We start from the raw sequence: 18,560 nt of genomic DNA, 5'->3' as shown, positions 1-18,560 counted from the left end.
ATGATAGAAAAAGAAGAACGAATTCTTCGTCAGAATGCTGATGAAGTTAACAAGAGTGTTGAAACTTTACAAGAAGTGAAAATTTATAATGCTATGCGAAGTGGAATTATGCGTGGGAAAAAACGCGAGAAGAAGCATATCTATTCTTTCGGTATAGGTGCGGTCATTACTGTTGCGGCTACAATTCTGGTTATGTTTTCCTTCTTTAAGGAAGTGCCGATCACGGAAATGACTCAGGATGTCGTGCGGAGTTCCGTCACTAAGAATTGGAGCGATTCTGACTTATTTAGATCTATATCCATGGATGATCAATCATTCGAAAGCATACTGGACCGCAACCTCATTAAGCCTGTGTATCAGAGCGTGGAAAAAGGTTCGTTTAAAGTAGGCGTGATGGGCGCCGTCACGGATGGTCGGAAAGTATTTATCCTCTACAGTGTACACAATAAGATGGATAAACCTGCTAGTGTGGCTGATGCATCACTTGATTATGGCACGATTAAAGCACCATCTATTGGTAGTTATTTGACGCATAATACCAACCAAATCCTTCCGGGAGAAACCTCATATTTCGTATATTCAGCGAAATTACTGCCTTCGGTTTCATACCCGAAAGATGTGAAGTTCAACGTTGCATTGGCTGAGCAATCAGAAACTAATAGCAAGTACCATACCAAGTTTGATGTTTCCTTCGAGCTCGACTCCAACATGTTCAAAGACCAACAGCATGTATTGTCTGCAGAGCGTACCTTGAACGTGGACGGACAAGTAATTAAGGTGACAAAAGTCCTGTATACCCCACTGGGTACCTATGTGGATTTGGAGTATGATAAGGACAACGAGAAACAAATTTTCGAATTAATAAATCCTGTTCTGATCGCTACGAAAGGGGGGAAGACCGAAAAATTATATTACCCCACCCTAATTACATTGTTCAATTCAGAAGTATACACAGATGCTTCCAAGGTCACGCTGGTATACAAGAATATTGATTATAGCCAGCCAGACTCCATTACGTTGAAAACATTAGGAATTTCAGCTGTCGATAAGGATCAGATGAAAATTGTTGTCGATCTTAACAAGAAACAGATTATTAGTGCGCCGGGAAGTGATCTTGAACTTGTCGAGCCTGAGCCTGAGAATTATGCAGAAGAGGGGGAAATTCTATTAAGGCAGAAGATTGAGAATGAGACTGCCCAAATGTCGCTCACGTATCCTTGGTTTTCCAATACTTTCACCGATGCGCAAGGTCAAGTGCACAACAATGTAAGAGTGAATAAAACCACCTCGGGGGGGAACTTCGGCGGACAATCGTCCAAGGATAATACCGTGGTAAACGAGCTTCGTTATAGGTTTGGGGAGAATGCCAAGGATTATCCTCAGCCACTGACAATAGCGATTGCGATGTATGCAAATCCGATTATGGACACACAGTCTGTAGAGTTGTACGCGAAGGATTAGAGACTAGCCTACGGTGAAGAAGGAGAAACAAATCTCGTAAAATCGTTTCATTAATGATCAAGAACTCGAACTAAATAGTTCAAGTTCTTTTTTTTGTATATTTCCTCGAATACGTATGTTTAGGAGGTGTATGATCTAAATGTCGAATGTGATGATCGACGCCAATCTATTTAGCTTAAATAACCTCCATTGTAAATCCATTCCATTGACTCTACTCCTGTTTATCGTTTATATTACCTCTGTGCTTCAGTGCAAAAAAGCCATAAAGCTTAAACGTGAAGAAGCATGTTATGAAATTGAGAAATAATCTTACAGGGATGTGAATTTCATGTCCCATTACAACGAATAAGGGGCTCTAACATCATGGACCGACAACTTAGTTTTTCAAAAAGCATCATCCTCATCGTTTTTATTCTGACACTTTTATTTGTATCGATCTTTCTATTTAAAGCGGAACCGCATATTCCACTTCTCGCAACTACCGTTGGCACCGCCACCTTATTGCGCTTATTCGGATTATCATGGACGAAGATCGAATCCGCAATTATTAAAGGCATTCAAACGGCAATTATGCCGATTCTTATTCTCTCACTCATTGGTATTCTGATCGCCGTATGGATGATGAGCGGTACGGTACCGACAATTTTATACTATGGAATGGATTATATTGATCCGAATTATTTTGCAGTGAGCGCGTTATATGTCACGATCGTCGTCTCAATGTTCACAGGAAGCTCATTTACCACAGTAAGCACGGTCGGTGTCGCCTTGATGGGAATTGCTATATCAACGGGTATTTCTCCAACCATGGCTGCTGGAGCGATTATCTGTGGGGCTTGTTTTGGTGATAAAATGTCGCCATTATCCGATACGACGAATTTCGCTCCCGCAGTGGCTGGCATATCTTTATTTACACATATCCGGAACATGGTATACACAACACTGCCGGCTCTAGTCGTAACGACAGTCTTTTTCCTGCTCGCTCCAAAGAACAATACTTTGGATTTAACATCGTTACAAGAAATCAAGCTTGCATTGAAAGACGGCTTTCAGATTCATTGGTTAACGTTGCTATCACCACTGGCGGTTATTGCTTGCTCTATTAAGAAGATTCCGATACTACCAACCCTAGTCGTTGGTATTGTCAGCGGTCTACTAGTTACCGCCCTGATTCAGAATCAGACGGCAATCGATATCTGGTTTAGTGTGATGCAGAGCGGTTACAAGAGTACGATCGCGAACGAAACCGTTGCTTTGATCGTCAACCGCGGAGGATTACAATCTATGATGTGGTCCGTGTCTCTGATCTTGATTGCTTTATCATTAGGTGGATTGTTACAGCATTGCGGCGTAATTGAAGCCTTCTTCCATAAAATTATTCAACCACTGAAACGTGACAGCAGCATTGTTCTCATGACAGGTGCATCATCTATTGCGGTAAATGGCATGACTGGCGAACAGTATCTCTCTATCCTTTTGCCCGGTCAAATGTTCAAGGATGAGTATACCCGCAGAGGTATTCCAGCGAAGACGCTATCCCGTACACTTGAAGATTGTGGAACACTCGTTAATCCCTTAATTCCATGGGGCGTCAGCGGTGCATTCTTCGCAGTTACACTTGGTGTTCCGGTTATAGAATATGCACCCTATGCACCTTTCTTGTGGTTAAGCCCTTTGTTCACGTTTGCTTATGTCTTGATTCCAAGATTGCAGAGAAACTCGCTTGGTAAAGAATAAGTGATGATAATACAAGAGTTCAGTGAAAATAAATAGATCGAAAATTATCAAGACGGAAAATTAAGAAATACAAATAACATAAAGGGTTCTACATATTATGCATGACTAATATGTGGAACCCTTTATGTTTAAGCGTGACGCCGAGCCGAGCTCATACTATATACGAATATCGGTCTTAGATGTTTTTAAAATGATCAACTGCTACCAATAACGAGGCTTTCATGGCTATTTCCTCTTTGTGAAACGATGTATTCCCTGACGCCCATAAATATCCAGCCTCGTGTATGATATTAGCATAAATAGATACATAAAAATTCTTCTCTGGTTCTGTTAATAGGTTATCCAAACTTCTCAGCAAATATTTTTTCAACTCTATTAACATTTTTTCTTTCAAAAGCGGTGCAAGGCTTAAGTAGCTACGGCGGCATTGAATATTCGGTTGTTGATGAAAGTCACATACGGCTAAAACGAGTTGAATAATGTTGTTCTGATCGAACTTCACCACTCCTATTGTACGTTTTTCAATCACAGTAGAAGCAGAATCAATAATAATATAATCTAACAATTCGTACTTGTCATTGAAGTGCGCATAAAATGTAGCACGATTCACCTGTGCTCCATTTGTTATATCCGCTATTGATATTTTGTCGAAATCTTTATTATTCACTAAGCTAACAAAAGCATTAATCAAAGACTGCTTTGTCGGTGTCATTCGTATATTCCTTACTTTAGTCCCCATATCTTCTCCCCACCAGACTTTTTTTTATTATTGTTGCTATAGCGACATTCTTACTTTATTGTTGGTTGTTCTGTTTCATTATAGGCTATATGCTTGTTAAGACAACATATGTTGCTTTAAAATACCACAGATAAGGGGAAAAATTTAGATGAGAACTATTGCAATAATCGGTGCGGGACCTGGACTAGGATTGTCTCTAGCGAAAAAATTTGGAGAGAAAGGATTTAAGGTAGCTGCGATTTCACGTAATCCTGAGAAATTGGAAATTATCGTGAACGAATTAAAAAAGCTGAATATTGAAGTTCGGTCTTATGTTGCGGATGTTACGGATTTAACCGCATTAAAACAAGCTTTACGGGCTGCTAAAAAAGATTTTGGCAACATTGATGTACTTGAATTTAGCCCGTATGCGGGATGGAATACATTCACAAACGTCTTAGAAACAACGCCTGAGAGTGTAATGGAACAAGTAAACAGCTATTTGCTTCCTGCCGTTCTTTCAGTCAATGAGGTATTGCAAGACATGCTAAACAATGGTTCAGGAGCGCTTCTATTTACAACGGGCTTATCTTCTATGTTCCCTTTGCCTCTTGTAGGGAATGCTGGGATCGTGATGTCGGGCATTCGTAACTATGCAACAAACCTGCATAATGAGCTAAAGGAAAAAGGAATCTTTGTAGGTCATCTTTCTATAGGAACTTTTATACAAGCAGGTACAGCAGGAGATCCAGATGTCATTGCAGAAGCATGGTATAACCTATACGTTGAAAAAAATTGCTTTGAAGAAACATTCCCAAAAGGGATTGATCCCACTAAACTGTAAAATTAATGGGAAAGCGATAAGATGACCATCAAATGGCTGTCTTATCGCTTTTTTTGACCACTATAACGAGTTTCATCAGCAATATTCTTCAACTGAACCTTCCGGACTTCCCTTCCCGTTAGCTCATTGAAGTGCAACTAAAAACTCATATAAACTATTGCTGAAATATGGGCTTAAGAAATTCGTAAGGTCTGAGTAAGAGAAAAGAGAGACTTGTTCTATACAATACAAATCAGAGAGAGAACAGCGAATATGGTTTGTCACAGGGAGAGTGTTGAATGACTATTTTGAATATTGTTAGTACAGTTTCAAGAACAGGGATGCAGTCGGCATGGATGGCATGGGAAGGTTTATTTGATCAAATCACTAAGATACGTAGCGTATCTGTGACACAGTATGGCATATGTAAGCTAGTCGTTAGAAAGCATCTGGGGAACAGCATAGCTTGTGATAATGGATACTATATACATGCAGGAGATTGTGTGGGAGAACTGCATTTAGATAATCGGAAGATGTTGGAGCTGTCGCGCACGAATGGCGCGGATCGTACAGCATTAATGACGGCACGGATGCTGCGTAAATCGCTTGAACAGATCAGTTATGCGATGGAACATAATCCTGAACTTAGGGATGTAAAAGCTTTAACAGGCATCACGCTGCTTCACAGAGGGATCATTCACGGATTAGGTTTTGAACAACATCCGATTCAATCCAAGTGGATTAGAGTATGGATGACATTCTACCTGAGATTTCTACTACGGGTGCTACATCCCGTAGGTAGGCAACGGGTGAAGCAGAGCTCTTCCAAGCTGGTTCCAATGATGTTGATGATGTCTAGACAATCGTTGATACATCGTTTTCGGAAAGAAGTGCAATCATGAATCAATGGCTACCTGTCCTGTTTTTAATCGGTTCCTTTGTGTACATGATGATTCCCGTAATAATGTCACGAGTCTTTGGTCTAGGTGTATATAAGAGAGGAAGACAAGCACAACAGGCTGAGGTCGCCTTTACTTTCGATGACGGCCCTGATCCACGCTATACACCTGAATTACTGGATTTGCTGAAGCAATATGATGTGTTGGCGACGTTCTTTGTACTTGGTAGTAAAGCTGAACAATATCCGCATTTGATACGAAGAATACATGATGAGGGGCATCAAATTGGAATTCACAACTACATTCATAAATGTAACTTAATTATATTTCCGTGGAAAATAAAGCGTCAGCATATCAATCGCACGGCTGATATTATTGAGGGGATTATCGGGGAGCGACCTTCTAGTTATCGTCCGCCGTGGGGAGTATTGAATCTGGGCGATTTATTTTTGCTTCGCAAATCATACTACATTGTGCTTTGGTCCGTGATGGGTTGGGATTGGAAGCGTCAAGAGAATTCACAGAAGTTAATAGACCGACTGTTACGTAAGATCAAACCCGGCTCTATTGTACTACTACATGATAGTGGCGATACGACAGGTGCTGATGAAGATGCACCAAGGCAAATGTTGGAGGGGTTACGAATAGTTCTGCAAGAACTTAAGCCTAAGCAGTATTCTTATGTGCGGACAGATACACTATTAAAGAAAAGAGTGGCTAAAGGATATCCAATCGATCAGAACATTCACGCTACACAACACATCAAATCCCGGGTTATATGAATAATCCGGTATGATGTGTTGTTTCATGTTTAGGGATTAAGGATACCGACACCTAGGGCATATTCTGAAGCGACAAATGATCGTGAGATTATTCCTGTCACAAAAGTGATGATGAGAAGTGTTATATAGATGTGGAAAGATGCAATTATCTTTTTGAAAACCGGCCGGTTTCAAGAAGTTATCCCAGAATAGAACAGGAGCGAGGCCATTGAACTCTACTAAACCTAATAATATGAGAAAAAAATTCGCTGTAACCGCATTGGCAGTAACGTTGGGAATGGCAGCCGCAGGCAGCGGGCTTCCTTCATACGTTAGCGCCGAGACTTACGGAAAGGCTGCTGTTGCCGACACCACCTCCCCAGTTTCAAATCCCATCCTGATAGATGCGGATGGGGAGGATAATGAGTACAATCAGGCGTTTACCCACGGCGACGTGACACTCAGCTTATCCAAAGTTATATTTGACGGGAATCGCCTTGAGGTTGCTGTCCGGAAGGAGGGGGGGACTGTCGGTAAAAAAATCATTGATCTCATTGACCTAAAGCATGGACTGGATTTGTTTGCTAATGGGAAGCCGATATTATATACTCCTGGTCTGGAAGCTATATCGGGAGATAAAGGGGCAGTTTTGATCTCCTTCTCTAGAAATGACAAACCGCAGCTCCCTGATGAATTCGATATGACGCTGAAGTTGTACGCCGAGAACGTCAAGGAGCCATTCACCTTTACCGTTCCGGTGAAAAAGGCTAAAAGTCTTGTAATATTGCAGCCGGACACAACCCTAAAAAGTGGGGGTTTTAGCTATACATTGGATTATTTCCAATTGACGCCGATAACGATGGAGCTTAAGCTGCATAGTACAGGAAAAGTTCCAACAGCAGCCAAATCCAACGAGAGTTTCAGCAAGATGTTGTATGAGATTGCAGATGAAACAGGAAATGTACTCGGGGCAACCATTTGGAACGCCAACCTAAAGCAACCGCCCGGATCAAAGAGTAAAGAAGACCTGATCTTTAATGGTTCGTTTAACGCAGTGCCGAAAACAATCATCATTAGGCCGTTTTCGTACACATTCGACGCTAAAGGAAATATTCTGAAAGATAGCAAAAAAAACTGGGTCAAGACCTATCACAAGAAGCTGGAAATGAAGATTACAGTTGCTAAATAACAACCGCTCGATGAGGGGGAATTCACGCTGACGTCAGCGTGAATTCCTTTTTTATTTGAAAAGTCAGACCTATATCCCTCCCCAGGCACATCCTGTACAAGCCGCAGCGTGTGAAGCTAGTGTAAGTTATAATGTTATCAGTGTTCCTCGAAAATCCAGCAGGAACAATCATCAAAATATTCTTGTATTCTTGTCATTACACAGTGTCAAAAATACGTTCCGAATACCGTTTGTGACCAATAATAGAGTCCATTTGCCAATGTACGGACAGATACACTATTAAAGAAAAGAGTGGTTAAAGGATATCGAATCGATCAGAACATACACGCTAAACAACACATCAAATCCCTGGTTATATGAATAATCCGGTATGATGTGTTGTTTCATGTTTAAGCATTAAGGATATTGGAGGACTTTCTGAGAAAGTCGGAATAACTATGGCGAACCTATCAATACTTAAAAATGGAAAGGCGAAGGCAGTTCGCTTTTCGACTTTAGAAAAAATATGCGAAGTTCTAGATTGTCAACCAGGTGATATACTGGAGCATTCAAAAGATGCTAAATAAACGAATAACAAGATAATCATTTATATTTTTGGAGGTTGTAATGAAAAAATATCTTCTAGCTTTAATGTCATTTATTATAGGAATCGGTTGTTTGGTCACCAATGGTATCATCGGATCCGAAGTCGCTCCTGATGGAATTCTAAAGGAACCATTTTTTCTCATACCCATAGGTTACTTATTCTTAGTTATTGGTATTATTCTTGGACTCGCAGTCAGCATAGGGTCATTCTTTCGTAGCCCAAAAAATTTGTTTAATGGATGTTAGTCTTTCGTTGTGATAAGCGTGAGATTTCCTTGCGGCATTGACTCATGCTATAGCGCCGATCAAGATGATGATCTCCCATTTATAAGATAATAAAAGAAGCAGCTCAAATAGAGCTGCTTCTTTTATTATCTGCTTAAAAAACTCATTGAGGAACAATTGAATTTTGTTTAGTTCTTTTGGACTTTGGAAGGATTCGACCATTTAACCATTATAAGAGAGTTCTAACTCAATATGTTCCTCAAGGAATAATATCTACCGATCTTGTTGGCTTAGACTCTCTAATCAGTTGTTATTGTATCATCCCAACTCTATTGTTAACCTTATATTTATTTTTGGTTTACAATAAGGGGATATCAAGCTATGATTTAGCTAATACATAGATGTCGACTCTAGTAGGAAGTTAATTTGTCATCATAACAACGGAGGAAAGCAAAATGAGAACAAAAGAGATGGTGTATGCTGCATTATTCGCTGCATTCATAGGGGTATTAGGCATGATTCCACCCATTCCGCTAGGTTTTATCCCAGTACCAATCACCGCACAAACACTTGGGGTCATGCTAGCAGGAAGCTTTTTAGGAAAGAAGACAGGTGCACTTAGTTTGATTTTATTTATCGTATTAGTCGCTTTAGGTTTACCTTTATTGTCTGGTGGACGTGGAGGTCTCTCTGTATTAGTAGGACCGTCTGCTGGATATATTCTAAGCTGGCCAATCGCCGCATTCTGTATAGGATATATGACAGAAAAGGTGTGGTCCACGTTAAGAACATGGAAAATTATCGTCATTAATCTTGTATTTGGTGTTGTACTTGTTAGTGCAATCGGTGCGCCAGTCATGTCTATCATTACACATACATCGGTGTGGGCCGGACTTGTGGGTGCTACTACTTTTTTACCAGGAGATTGTATTAAAGCCATTATCGCAGCCATGATTGTTCTACAATTAAAAGCCATCAGTCCGATAGAAGAAAACGTTGCATAACTCATAGTTAATGAAATTGGGAATAGGTGTGATGAACAATGAATCTAGTAGTACCATTACTACACTATGCAACGCAGCAACCCGACAAAGTCGCTTTATCCGATGGACATGAGAGCCGTACTTATTCGGCATTGGTACAGAGGATGAAACAAATTGCACAGGGTTTACAACTGAGTGGTCTCAACCAAGAGAAGGTTGCCATTATATCTACGAATCGTATCGAATTTGTGGAGGTTTTTCTTGGAGCGATCTATGCAGGCTGTGTGCCTATTCCTATAGATCCAAAATGGAGTTCAAAGGAAGTAAACGTCATTTTAGAACAGTGTCAGCCCAAAATGATTTTTACAGAGAATGCATTCGCAAAGAATCTAGTCTTACAAGACAGAGAAATCCAACTTCTAACCTTTTCTGCTGAAGAAGCGGGTTCCTATGATAACTGGTCAGATACTTTAAATTCAGAAGCTGAAATGAATGACACCAATGAATTACTGTTTATCGGCTTTACTTCAGGCACAACAGGGACGCCAAAGGGGTATATGCGCACACATTTGTCGTGGATGAATAGCTTTAAAGCGACGAGCGAAGCTTTCCAACTGAACAACATGGAGCATATGCTAGCCCCAGGTCCATTCGTTCACTCCTTGTCGTTATTCGCCATCATGCAGAGTCTATACAGTGGTGCAACCTTTCATATCGTAAAAGATTTCAATACTAGAAAGGTTCTGAAATTGTGTAAACAGATCCCCGATATGATTTTGTTCGTCGTGCCAACGATGATTGAATCGATGATGCAAGAGGAAATCCCTTATCAGACACAAATTCAAGCGGTGATTAGCTCAGGTGGGAAGTGGACTGAGGCATCGAAGAATAAGTGCAAAGAGGTATTTGGTGGGGTAAAGCTATATGAATTTTACGGATCCTCTGAAGCAAGCTATATCAGCTATTTGGATATTCATGCCGAAAACAAACCTAATTCAGTAGGTAGGCCTTTCCATGGCGTAGAGATCTCTATTCGCGATGAACATTTTCAAGAGGTACCCACCGGTAGCATCGGGCAGTTATACATTCGAAGTGACATGATGTTTAAAGGCTATTATCAATTAGCTGAAGAAACGACAGCCGTTTTTCGAGATGGATGGCTCATCATTGGAGACCTTATGTATAAGGATCAGGATGGCTACTTATATATGGCTGGTCGATCCAAAAATATGATGGTAACAGGTGGACTTAATGTGTTTCCAGAGGAAGTTGAGTCTGTGTTACAGCAGATTCCCGAAATTGAAGAAGTGATGGTGCTTGGTGTGCCAGATACTTACTGGGGTGAACAAGTAACGGCACTCGTGAAATGGAACGGACAACAGCGCTTATCTACGGAGGAAATAAAGAATTACTGTCGCCAGCATTTAGCAAGCTACAAAGCCCCGAAGCAGATCATCTCTGTAGATCAGTTCATCTATACAAGTAGTGGGAAAATGGCTCGTCAGGCTATGAAAGACTACACGAAAAGAGTGATGATATGACAGAGGCTGTGATTGTCATGGCTAAACGTACGCCAATAGGCAAGATGGGCGGCATATTAAGTACTCTTGAGCCGGAGGCATTATTAGCACCGCTTATTCAACATATGGTAGCAGAAACGACATTACCAGAGGAATTAATCGATGATGTCATCATTGGCAATGTCGTTGGTCCCGGTGGGAATATTGCACGGGTTGCTGCTCTAGAAGCAGGACTACCAGTCACAGTCCCAGGTGTCACGGTTGATCGACAGTGCGGTTCAGGTCTAGAGGCTATCAATATAGCGGCACGATTCATTCAGAGTGGCGCAGGTGAGGTTTATTTGGCAGGTGGTGTGGAAAGCACGAGCCGTGCACCATGGAAAATGGCCAAGCCACAAACACTAATGGGTGTACCGCATCTATACACGCGTGCTCACTTCACTCCAATCTCCTACGGTGACCCGGATATGGGTATTGCAGCGGAGAATGTCGCCAAACAATACGTGATTTCAAGGGAAGAACAAGACCTGTATTCCTTAAAAAGCCATCAAAAAGCCATTCATTCTCAGCAAACAGGCCGATTTCAGCAAGAGATTGTTCCTATTCAAGTGAATGGCCAATGGATTACCGTCGATGAATGTCCAAGAGCCAATACGAGCTTGGACAAGCTGCAACAACTATCACCAATTTTTCTGGAACAGGGTACCGTAACCGCTGGCAACGCATGTCCTCTCAATGATGGGGCAGCTCTTGTTCTCATCATGTCACGTGAAAAATGTCAGGAGCTTAACCTAAAGCCTATTTTACGAGTGGTGGATGCACAAGCTGCAGGTGTAGATCCGAATTATTTAGGCATGGGCCCCGTTCCAGCTGTTCAGAAGGTGCTAAGGCGTCAGCTTCTGACGGTGGCTGATTTGAATATCGTGGAATTCAATGAGGCGTTTGCCTCGCAAGTATTGGCCTCACTGAAGGAACTCCATATTCCACAGGAAAAGGTCAATCGTGGAGGTGGTGCTCTAGCTATTGGCCATCCTTACGGTGCTTCAGGAGCCATCTTAATGACGCGCTTATGTGCTGAAATGCTGCATAAACCTTATAAACGAGGTCTTGCCACCCTAGGTATTGGTGGGGGAATAGGTCTCGCTACCTTAGTGGAGGCTATCGAATGAACAGAGCCCAACATCAGCTTCATATAACCGCTGAATGGATTACGGATTATGCTCAAAGTATCGAAGCCCCCTTGCAAGCTATACATGGTGATATAATCGCACCTGCGACAATGCCTATTATTTTCTGGAAAGCATTCGATATCCCTTGGTTGAACATGGACGTCCCCTGGATTCATGGCACGCAGCATTTTTCATACAATGCACCGATTATTGCGGGCATGATCTTAGATTGTGAATTAGCGCTAACGAAAGTAGAGAAAAAAACAGGCAGTCAGGGAGATCTGACCTTGTATACCCATACCCTTGTTTGTGCATATAACGGTGATCTCATAGTCACAGCAGAAACCGTATTAATCCGAGTAGGTGATCAAGTTGAATAAACACATAACAGCTGAAGCCATTCAGCAATATGCGGTTGTCTCTAAAGATACGTCTGCCATTCACCTGAATGTCGAAGCCGCAGTAAAAGTTGGATATAAGCGGCCTGTCGCGCATGGCATGTATATCATGGGGTTAGCACAATCATTGTATTTAACCGAGCATCCATCACAATGGATCACAACATATAGCATGAAATTTCAAAAACCACTATTAGTAGATACGGTTGCGATCTTTGACTTTGAGGTCTGTGATGGCAATATCGATGTGACGGTTGCAATAGAATCTGGCGAAGTGATTGCTTCGGGCACTTTTTCAGTGAAAGAGAGGTCTTGATGAAAAAGATAGCCTTAATTACAGGAGCGACTAGGGGGATTGGACGCAGCATCGCCCTACATCTTGGTCAATCCGGTTATCAAGTGATTGTAAATGGTACACAGCAAGCGTTAATCGACGAAGTGGTTCAGGAGATTCATCGAACAGGCGGTGAGGCGATCGGGTACTGTGCCAATGTCGCAGATCCGGTCGCGGTCGCTGCGATGGTGGATACTGTCATAGCTAAGTATGGATGTGTTGACATATTGATACATAACGCTGGCAATGTGCATGACCAACACTGTCTGCATATGACGGATGAAGCGTGGAAATCTGTGCTAGATGTACATTTGAATGGCGCCTTTTATTGCATTCAGCGAGTACTGCCTCATATGCAACAAAATGGCGGTGACATTCTTTTAATGACTTCTACAGCTGGATTAATGGGTTCTGTTGGGCAGGTGAATTACAGTGCTGCCAAAGCTGGAATGCTTGGTATCGTGTGGACGCTTGCAGCCGAACTCAAGCACAATCATATTCGAGTGAATGCCATTTCACCAGCTGCCTTAACAGATATGACTAGACCTGTAATCGAGCATATGAAGGAAAAGTACGCCAGCCGCAATGAACCATTTCCAGAATTCTGGAGAGTGGGTGAAGCAGATGATATCGCTCGCTTCGTGGTCACATTACTGGCACAGCCGGATGTAGATTTAACAGGTGAAATATTTGGTGTAAACGGTTCAAAGGTGACGAAGTGGCAGAAACCTGCACCTGCCTTTTCCGAAAATAGCGTAGAGGCATTTTTCACAACATGGCAGCATCAGAAGGGAAGTAACTAAATGCTCACATTTGATCACGTTCATTTTTACTATAAAAAGGGGCAGTCTGTCATCGAGAATATGAGCTTTACGATTGAAACAGGTGAGTCTGTGGCGATTGTCGGTGCAAATGGATGCGGCAAGTCTACGATTGCTAAGTTAATGGATGGATTGCTTCTTCCCAAGGAAGGCCGTGTGACATTTAAGAATATAGACACGTCAAGGCCTACAGATCTTGATAAGATCCATGAGCAAATAGGCTTTGTATTCCAAAATCCTGAGGACCAATTCATCACTACTACCGTTATGGATGAGGTGGTATTTGGATTGGAAAATATTCGTGTGCCAAGGGAGGAAATACTTAATCGGCTTAATTATGCAATACAAGCTGTTCAGATGGAGGATTATTTAGATTCGATGCCACACCAGCTATCAGGCGGTCAAAAGCAACGCGTAGCAATTGCGGCTATTGTGGCTATGCGCCCCGAGATCATTATTTTTGACGAGGCTACTTCCATGCTTGATCCACAGGGGAGGGAGCAAGTGCGTTCCATTATGAATGAGCTACACCGCCAGGGCATGACCATCATTCACATCACTCATCATATGCAGGAAGTGTTATCTGCAGAGCGTATTTTACTCATACATGAAGGACGGCTTGAATTTGATGGGAATCCGCTAACCTTTTTTGAAACAGCTACCGTTGCGGACTATCAATTAGAACTCCCTTTTGCGGTGCGATTATATCAAATGTTCCATCATTCAACGCCACTAACCGCAGATTGGAAGGAGATGGTTCGCTTACAATGGTCTATCAACTAAACAATATGACCGTGAACTATGCCGAGCGGGTGGCTTTGCACAATGTCAGTTGCACGATTCAAGAAGGAAAATGGATTTCCATCATAGGTCAAACGGGCGCTGGCAAGTCTACATTCGTCAAAGTGCTGAAGGGTCTGATTCCGAGCGTCGATGGAGACTATAGGATTGATCAGCAGCCCGTTCATAGAGATAGCAAAGGTCAACTAAAGGGCATTCCTGACATAGGATACGTTTTTCAATATCCGGAGCATCAATTGTTTGAAACGACCGTTTACAAGGAACTCGCCTTTGCTCCAAAGATGATGGGTTATTCATCTCAGCAGATTGCTCACGCTATTGAACTCATTTTGCCCCAGGTGGGTCTTCCCGAGGAAATTCTTCCATTGGCACCGTTCCAATTAAGTGGGGGTTATAAACGCCGCTTAGCTATCGCCTCGGTATTGATGATGGATCCGAAACTACTTATTTTAGATGAACCAACAGCTGGTCTCGACCCCGTAAGCCGCGTCGCTCTGTTGCGGTTACTAAAAAGATGGCAACAACAAGAAAATCGGACTATTCTATTCGTATCACACCAAATGAACGATGTTGCCGAATATTCGGATGAAGTTATGGTATTTGACGAAGGACACTTAATGGGACATTATGATACCAACATTTTATTTCTAGAACAGGCGCAATTGCTTGCGAAACTCGGAATGTCTCTACCAGAACCTGTGCAGCTCTTAAAGGTAGTGGAGGAATTATCCGGCCAGAACATTGAAGTTGCAAGCTGTAGGGAGCGGGATATATTTGAAAAAGTGTGGTCGATCTGGCACACAAGGAGCTGCTAAATGGCTAATACCGTACTCATGGGACAGTATTGGGAGACGAATTCGTTATTTCACCGTTTGGACCCACGGACAAAGATTGTAAGCATAATCTTCATCATGTTGAGTTTCCTAATGCTAGACACGTTCATCAGCTACGCAGTCGCAACCATCATCGTTTTAGGCATTTTGTTGCTTTCAAAAATCCCGATTTACGTTTTTGGGAGAGGGTTACAGCCTATCTTGTTTATATTGATGTTCACCTTTCTATATCATGTTGTATTCACGAAAGGAAATGTCATATGGTCCTGGTCATTCATAGAGGTAACAGTAGAGGGGCTACACAACGGGATACGTTTCGTCTGGCGAATTGTTTTACTCATCTTACTAGCCTCTATGCTAACGTTAACCACAAAACCGCTAACGTTAGCCCATGGTCTAGAAAAATTACTAGCACCGTTATCCAAATTAAACGTGCCCGTGGAGCAGTTCTCATTAATGATTGTCATTGCGATTCGGTTTATCCCGACCATCTTACAGGAGGTGGATCGTATTCTCCTGGCGCAAAAGGCTAGAGGGTATGATATTACAGCTTTAACGCTATCAAAACGAATTTTCGCTTATATTCCGATTCTTATTCCTTTACTCTTCACGATCATTCAACGGGCCGAACACCTGACTTACGCGATTGATGCGCGTGCTTATGGTAATGGGAAGGGAAGAACCTCCTTTAAGCAATTGAAATTTCAACATATCGATTATCAAGTAGGTGGAATAGTCATTATAAACACGCTGGTCCTGCTACTATTAAATATTGGGGGAGTTTAGGTGGACATTCATGGGGCTGTCGTGGACAACGAAACACGATGTGTTCATTATCATACAGAAAAAGATATTATCGCGATTAAGTTTAAATGCTGCGATCGCTATTATCCTTGCTACAAATGCCATGAGGAGCACGCAGATCACAGCATCGAACGTTGGCCGCAAGAGCAGTTTGTCGAATTGGCCATTCTTTGCGGTAGCTGTCACACGGAGTTAACGATTCAACAGTATATGCATACTACTAGCTGCCTACATTGCGGGGCAATTTTTAATGAGAGATGTACTGCACATTATCCGATATATTTTGAACAGTCTGCTATAGAAGAATAAAAGGGGTGGTGACGATGAAGTGGAGTACACGCATCACTGAATTATTGCAAATAAAGTATCCTATTATTCAAGGAGGACTTGCCTATTTAGCCTATGCAGATCTCGCTGCTGCAGTTTCGAATGCAGGTGGATTGGGTCAGATCACAGTTATGAGTCTTCCGAATGCAGATGCCCTGCACCAAGAAATTAAGCGTGCACGTACTCTATCAAACAAGCCATTTGGTGTCAATTTTGCCATTGGCATGCATGGTGTTGAATATAAGGAACGCGTCCAAATCGCAATAGATGAGCAAGTACCTATAGTGACCATTACTGGCGGGAATCCTACAGCGATTTTAGAGATGTTGCGGCCCACGGATATTAAATCATTGGTGCTCGTTTCCTCACGCAGACAGGCACAAAAAGCTGAACAACTAGGCGCATCTGCTGTGATTGTGGTTGGGCAAGAGGGTGGTGGACACTTAGGACATGACGATGTTGGAACCATGGTTCTCGTTCCTCAGGTGGTCGATGCCGTTAAAATTCCCGTCATTGCCTCAGGTGGTATTGGGGATGGTCGTGGATGGGTGGCTGCTCATGCACTTGGAGCGGAGGGCATTCAAATGGGTACGCGATTTATCGCCACTCAGGAATGTATCGACGCCTCTGCTTCCTATAAACAAGCATTGATTGATAGTTCTGAATATGATACAGCTGTGATCAAACGTTCAATCCAATCTCCTGCTAGGGTATTGCGAAGTGACTACATCGATAAAATTCTCGAAATTGAACGCGTGTTACCAACCTATGAGGCGTTACAGAATCATATTAGTGGTGATGCCAATAAGCGTTGGATTCACGATGACTTCAAAGAAGAAGGCTTCGGTTGGGCTGGGCAAGTGACAGGCATGATCCATGATATCCCATCGGTAGCCGAGTTGATCGACAGAATGGTTAAAGAGGCAGAGAGAATACGTAGAAAGTGGGGAGATGTATAAAAATGGGTCTCATTAGATGTAATTTTTGCAAATCAAAGATTAAGTTAAACCTTCATCATGAATCTTATAAAAGAGTTAATGAAAGGTTGAGCGATCTTGTTTATTTATGCGAGTCTTGTCATAAAACTACTCATGATTTACTAAATAATCAGAAATTAAACCTGTGGAATATGAATAAGAGAATGTGAAAGCGTAAAGATAGCCCACAATCTCAATATTCAATTAAAAATCCGAAGAACATATTCATTTACAAAATATGAAAACAATCGGGCACTACCTATCAGCAAATACACGATGAAGCTTTGGCAACCCGTAGCTACGCCATATTCTATGATTGTAGGAGGATCATATTTAGCATCAAATAAATATAAACCCTATACTCTTGCCGATGCTAAGAAGGTTAAAAACATGTTTTCAAATAGTCAATCACTGTATTTCACTGTTACAGCGTTTGGAAATAATATGGATTTTACAAATGGTATAAATATCGTCTTGAAACAGGGTGCAAATGTATACCAGGCTATAGACATAACTGGGATAGATCAATTACCTTCTCACACCACTTCATGACCCAATTCACCAGCGTATCAAATTAACCTTGAGGCTTATTGAAAATATCTTGTCTATCTTATACGATCATTTAAATACATCGACTCCTTTTATTATAATCAGCAGTTTATTATTTCTTGGGCAATCGCAGGAAAACTATGTATTCGACATTTATGAGTAAGTGTTGCAATAACTGTTGCTAACAGTAATACAACTAAAATAGTTAATGGGGAGTAATACGTGAACACGCTTTTTCGTGGATTTATGACTTATAGGATTCTGTGCATATAAGGTTGGATTTTCTTTGAAAATTTCTTGGAAAAAGCTCTTTACTTTGGGTTTAACTTTTGTTGTTCTATTAATCGGAATCATAGGAATCTCTGAGATGATTGATTATTCTTTGGAGAAAAGAGAAGGGCCTATTCAGGTACTACATGAAGTGAAAGAACTTACGGGAAGATTCCTATGACGAAAAATCTTCCCAATTTTACAGTCGAAGGTGAGGAAATAACGCCTTTTAAACGAAACTACCATTACACTTAAAGGAAATGGAAAGCTATGGGATGTTAAATTTAGTGAAACGAAGCACTGGTGGGAACGACAGACAAGCCCGTAAAATATCAGGATTTTAGACGCGGATACGACTCCACCCGCAAACGCATGG

The 18,560-nt window shown here is 41.7% G+C and carries 22 protein-coding genes and 1 pseudogene; 22 read left to right on the top strand and 1 reads right to left on the bottom strand.

The genetic code is table 11. The features are described 5' to 3' along the window. The 3 genes from PGLA_RS04745 to nhaC all read left to right on the top strand — a co-directional run bounded on the left by PGLA_RS04745 (position 1) and on the right by nhaC (position 3,198). Positions 1-1,461: a DUF4179 domain-containing protein gene (locus PGLA_RS04745; protein ID WP_068529510.1), complete on the top strand. Its 1,461-nt coding sequence runs from the start codon at positions 1-3 to the stop codon at positions 1,459-1,461. 139 nt (positions 1,462-1,600) lie between these two features. Next, complete coding sequence (locus PGLA_RS27870) at positions 1,601-1,768, top strand: hypothetical protein (protein WP_161487844.1); 168 nt, start codon at positions 1,601-1,603, stop codon at positions 1,766-1,768. Positions 1,769-1,824: 56 nt separating this feature from the next. Then, positions 1,825-3,198, top strand: a complete 1,374-nt coding sequence (gene nhaC, locus PGLA_RS04740; RefSeq protein WP_068529507.1) for a Na+/H+ antiporter NhaC — start codon at positions 1,825-1,827, stop codon at positions 3,196-3,198. A 175-nt stretch (positions 3,199-3,373) separates the two neighbouring features. Here nhaC and PGLA_RS04735 read toward each other — a convergent pair whose 3' ends face one another. Next, positions 3,374-3,937, bottom strand: a complete 564-nt coding sequence (locus PGLA_RS04735) for a TetR family transcriptional regulator (protein ID WP_068529504.1) — start codon at positions 3,935-3,937, stop codon at positions 3,374-3,376. 148 nt (positions 3,938-4,085) lie between these two features. On the opposite strand from PGLA_RS04735, the gene PGLA_RS04730 reads away from it, so the two are divergent. The 19 genes and pseudogenes from PGLA_RS04730 to PGLA_RS27865 all read left to right on the top strand — a co-directional run bounded on the left by PGLA_RS04730 (position 4,086) and on the right by PGLA_RS27865 (position 18,365). Beyond that, positions 4,086-4,760 carry an SDR family NAD(P)-dependent oxidoreductase gene (locus PGLA_RS04730; protein WP_068529501.1) on the top strand — a complete coding sequence of 225 codons (675 nt, stop codon included), beginning with the start codon at positions 4,086-4,088 and terminating at the stop codon, positions 4,758-4,760. Positions 4,761-5,038: 278 nt separating this feature from the next. Then, positions 5,039-5,641, top strand: a complete 603-nt coding sequence (locus tag PGLA_RS04725; protein ID WP_068529499.1) for a YkoP family protein — start codon at positions 5,039-5,041, stop codon at positions 5,639-5,641. Then, positions 5,638-6,420: a polysaccharide deacetylase family protein gene (locus PGLA_RS04720; RefSeq protein ID WP_068529495.1), complete on the top strand. Its 783-nt coding sequence runs from the start codon at positions 5,638-5,640 to the stop codon at positions 6,418-6,420. The genes PGLA_RS04725 and PGLA_RS04720 overlap by 4 nt, the downstream gene beginning before the upstream one ends. Positions 6,421-6,652: 232 nt before the next feature. Then, entirely contained in the window at positions 6,653-7,588 is a 936-nt protein-coding gene (locus PGLA_RS04715) for a DUF5643 domain-containing protein (RefSeq protein ID WP_211269500.1), read from the top strand. Between the two features lie 413 nt (positions 7,589-8,001). Further along, positions 8,002-8,154 (top strand): annotated as a pseudogene (locus PGLA_RS26530) (helix-turn-helix domain-containing protein); the annotation flags it as partial. Positions 8,155-8,194: 40 nt separating this feature from the next. Further along, entirely contained in the window at positions 8,195-8,419 is a 225-nt protein-coding gene (locus tag PGLA_RS04710) for a DUF3955 domain-containing protein (RefSeq protein WP_068529488.1), read from the top strand. 434 nt (positions 8,420-8,853) lie between these two features. Further along, a complete protein-coding gene (locus PGLA_RS04705) occupies positions 8,854-9,402 on the top strand; it encodes a biotin transporter BioY (protein ID WP_068529485.1) in 549 nt (182 codons plus the stop codon). Positions 9,403-9,440: 38 nt separating this feature from the next. Next, positions 9,441-10,922, top strand: coding sequence for an AMP-binding protein (locus PGLA_RS04700; RefSeq protein WP_068529482.1), 1,482 nt, complete (start codon positions 9,441-9,443; stop codon positions 10,920-10,922). After that, positions 10,919-12,070: a thiolase family protein gene (locus PGLA_RS04695; protein WP_068529479.1), complete on the top strand. Its 1,152-nt coding sequence runs from the start codon at positions 10,919-10,921 to the stop codon at positions 12,068-12,070. Before PGLA_RS04700 ends, PGLA_RS04695 begins: the two co-directional genes overlap by 4 nt. Then, on the top strand, positions 12,067-12,450 hold the full coding sequence (locus tag PGLA_RS04690) for an FAS1-like dehydratase domain-containing protein (RefSeq protein WP_068529476.1): 384 nt from the start codon (positions 12,067-12,069) through the stop codon (positions 12,448-12,450). Before PGLA_RS04695 ends, PGLA_RS04690 begins: the two co-directional genes overlap by 4 nt. Beyond that, entirely contained in the window at positions 12,443-12,784 is a 342-nt protein-coding gene (locus tag PGLA_RS04685; protein WP_068529473.1) for a MaoC family dehydratase, read from the top strand. The genes PGLA_RS04690 and PGLA_RS04685 overlap by 8 nt, the downstream gene beginning before the upstream one ends. Further along, the gene (locus PGLA_RS04680) at positions 12,784-13,605 is read left to right on the top strand and encodes an SDR family NAD(P)-dependent oxidoreductase (protein ID WP_068529470.1); all 822 of its coding nucleotides are present in this window, start codon (positions 12,784-12,786) and stop codon (positions 13,603-13,605) included. The genes PGLA_RS04685 and PGLA_RS04680 overlap by 1 nt, the downstream gene beginning before the upstream one ends. Continuing rightward, entirely contained in the window at positions 13,606-14,406 is an 801-nt protein-coding gene (locus PGLA_RS04675; protein WP_068529467.1) for an ATP-binding cassette domain-containing protein, read from the top strand. Beyond that, the gene (locus tag PGLA_RS04670) at positions 14,391-15,239 is read left to right on the top strand and encodes an ATP-binding cassette domain-containing protein (protein WP_068529464.1); all 849 of its coding nucleotides are present in this window, start codon (positions 14,391-14,393) and stop codon (positions 15,237-15,239) included. The genes PGLA_RS04675 and PGLA_RS04670 overlap by 16 nt, the downstream gene beginning before the upstream one ends. Then, the gene (locus PGLA_RS04665; protein ID WP_068529461.1) at positions 15,240-16,043 is read left to right on the top strand and encodes an energy-coupling factor transporter transmembrane component T family protein; all 804 of its coding nucleotides are present in this window, start codon (positions 15,240-15,242) and stop codon (positions 16,041-16,043) included. Further along, positions 16,044-16,370, top strand: a complete 327-nt coding sequence (locus PGLA_RS04660) for a CHY zinc finger protein (protein ID WP_068529456.1) — start codon at positions 16,044-16,046, stop codon at positions 16,368-16,370. A 14-nt stretch (positions 16,371-16,384) separates the two neighbouring features. After that, positions 16,385-17,347: an NAD(P)H-dependent flavin oxidoreductase gene (locus PGLA_RS04655; protein ID WP_068529452.1), complete on the top strand. Its 963-nt coding sequence runs from the start codon at positions 16,385-16,387 to the stop codon at positions 17,345-17,347. Between the two features lie 294 nt (positions 17,348-17,641). After that, on the top strand, positions 17,642-17,917 hold the full coding sequence (locus PGLA_RS27300; RefSeq protein ID WP_145939482.1) for a hypothetical protein: 276 nt from the start codon (positions 17,642-17,644) through the stop codon (positions 17,915-17,917). Between the two features lie 283 nt (positions 17,918-18,200). Then, the gene (locus tag PGLA_RS27865; protein WP_161487843.1) at positions 18,201-18,365 is read left to right on the top strand and encodes a hypothetical protein; all 165 of its coding nucleotides are present in this window, start codon (positions 18,201-18,203) and stop codon (positions 18,363-18,365) included. Positions 18,366-18,560 lie beyond the last annotated feature (195 nt).

It is taken from the genome of Paenibacillus glacialis (genome assembly GCF_001637205.1).
GTDB classification, from domain to species: Bacteria; Bacillota; Bacilli; order Paenibacillales; family Paenibacillaceae; genus Paenibacillus_AQ; species Paenibacillus_AQ glacialis.
The sequence above is the reverse complement of the archived record's forward strand: the minus strand, read 5'-3'. Positions and strand labels throughout refer to the sequence as shown.

What these genes read in the sequence shown, in the direction of transcription:
- PGLA_RS04745 (WP_068529510.1), top strand. Translation starts at nt 1, where the DNA reads ATGATAGAAAAAGAAGAACGAATTCTTCGTCAGAATGCTGATGAAGTT.
- PGLA_RS27870 (WP_161487844.1), top strand. Translation starts at nt 1,601, where the DNA reads ATGTCGAATGTGATGATCGACGCCAATCTATTTAGCTTAAATAACCTC.
- PGLA_RS04730 (WP_068529501.1), top strand. Translation starts at nt 4,086, where the DNA reads ATGAGAACTATTGCAATAATCGGTGCGGGACCTGGACTAGGATTGTCT.
- PGLA_RS04705 (WP_068529485.1), top strand. Translation starts at nt 8,854, where the DNA reads ATGAGAACAAAAGAGATGGTGTATGCTGCATTATTCGCTGCATTCATA.
- PGLA_RS04655 (WP_068529452.1), top strand. Translation starts at nt 16,385, where the DNA reads ATGAAGTGGAGTACACGCATCACTGAATTATTGCAAATAAAGTATCCT.
- PGLA_RS04725 (WP_068529499.1), top strand. Translation starts at nt 5,039, where the DNA reads ATGACTATTTTGAATATTGTTAGTACAGTTTCAAGAACAGGGATGCAG.
- PGLA_RS04680 (WP_068529470.1), top strand. Translation starts at nt 12,784, where the DNA reads ATGAAAAAGATAGCCTTAATTACAGGAGCGACTAGGGGGATTGGACGC.
- PGLA_RS04715 (WP_211269500.1), top strand. Translation starts at nt 6,653, where the DNA reads ATGAGAAAAAAATTCGCTGTAACCGCATTGGCAGTAACGTTGGGAATG.
- PGLA_RS04665 (WP_068529461.1), top strand. Translation starts at nt 15,240, where the DNA reads ATGGCTAATACCGTACTCATGGGACAGTATTGGGAGACGAATTCGTTA.
- PGLA_RS04700 (WP_068529482.1), top strand. Translation starts at nt 9,441, where the DNA reads ATGAATCTAGTAGTACCATTACTACACTATGCAACGCAGCAACCCGAC.
- PGLA_RS04720 (WP_068529495.1), top strand. Translation starts at nt 5,638, where the DNA reads ATGAATCAATGGCTACCTGTCCTGTTTTTAATCGGTTCCTTTGTGTAC.
- PGLA_RS04710 (WP_068529488.1), top strand. Translation starts at nt 8,195, where the DNA reads ATGAAAAAATATCTTCTAGCTTTAATGTCATTTATTATAGGAATCGGT.
- PGLA_RS04735 (WP_068529504.1), bottom strand. Translation starts at nt 3,937, where the DNA reads ATGGGGACTAAAGTAAGGAATATACGAATGACACCGACAAAGCAGTCT.
- PGLA_RS04695 (WP_068529479.1), top strand. Translation starts at nt 10,919, where the DNA reads ATGACAGAGGCTGTGATTGTCATGGCTAAACGTACGCCAATAGGCAAG.
- PGLA_RS04690 (WP_068529476.1), top strand. Translation starts at nt 12,067, where the DNA reads ATGAACAGAGCCCAACATCAGCTTCATATAACCGCTGAATGGATTACG.
- nhaC (WP_068529507.1), top strand. Translation starts at nt 1,825, where the DNA reads ATGGACCGACAACTTAGTTTTTCAAAAAGCATCATCCTCATCGTTTTT.
- PGLA_RS04675 (WP_068529467.1), top strand. Translation starts at nt 13,606, where the DNA reads ATGCTCACATTTGATCACGTTCATTTTTACTATAAAAAGGGGCAGTCT.
- PGLA_RS27300 (WP_145939482.1), top strand. Translation starts at nt 17,642, where the DNA reads ATGAAGCTTTGGCAACCCGTAGCTACGCCATATTCTATGATTGTAGGA.
- PGLA_RS04670 (WP_068529464.1), top strand. Translation starts at nt 14,391, where the DNA reads ATGGTCTATCAACTAAACAATATGACCGTGAACTATGCCGAGCGGGTG.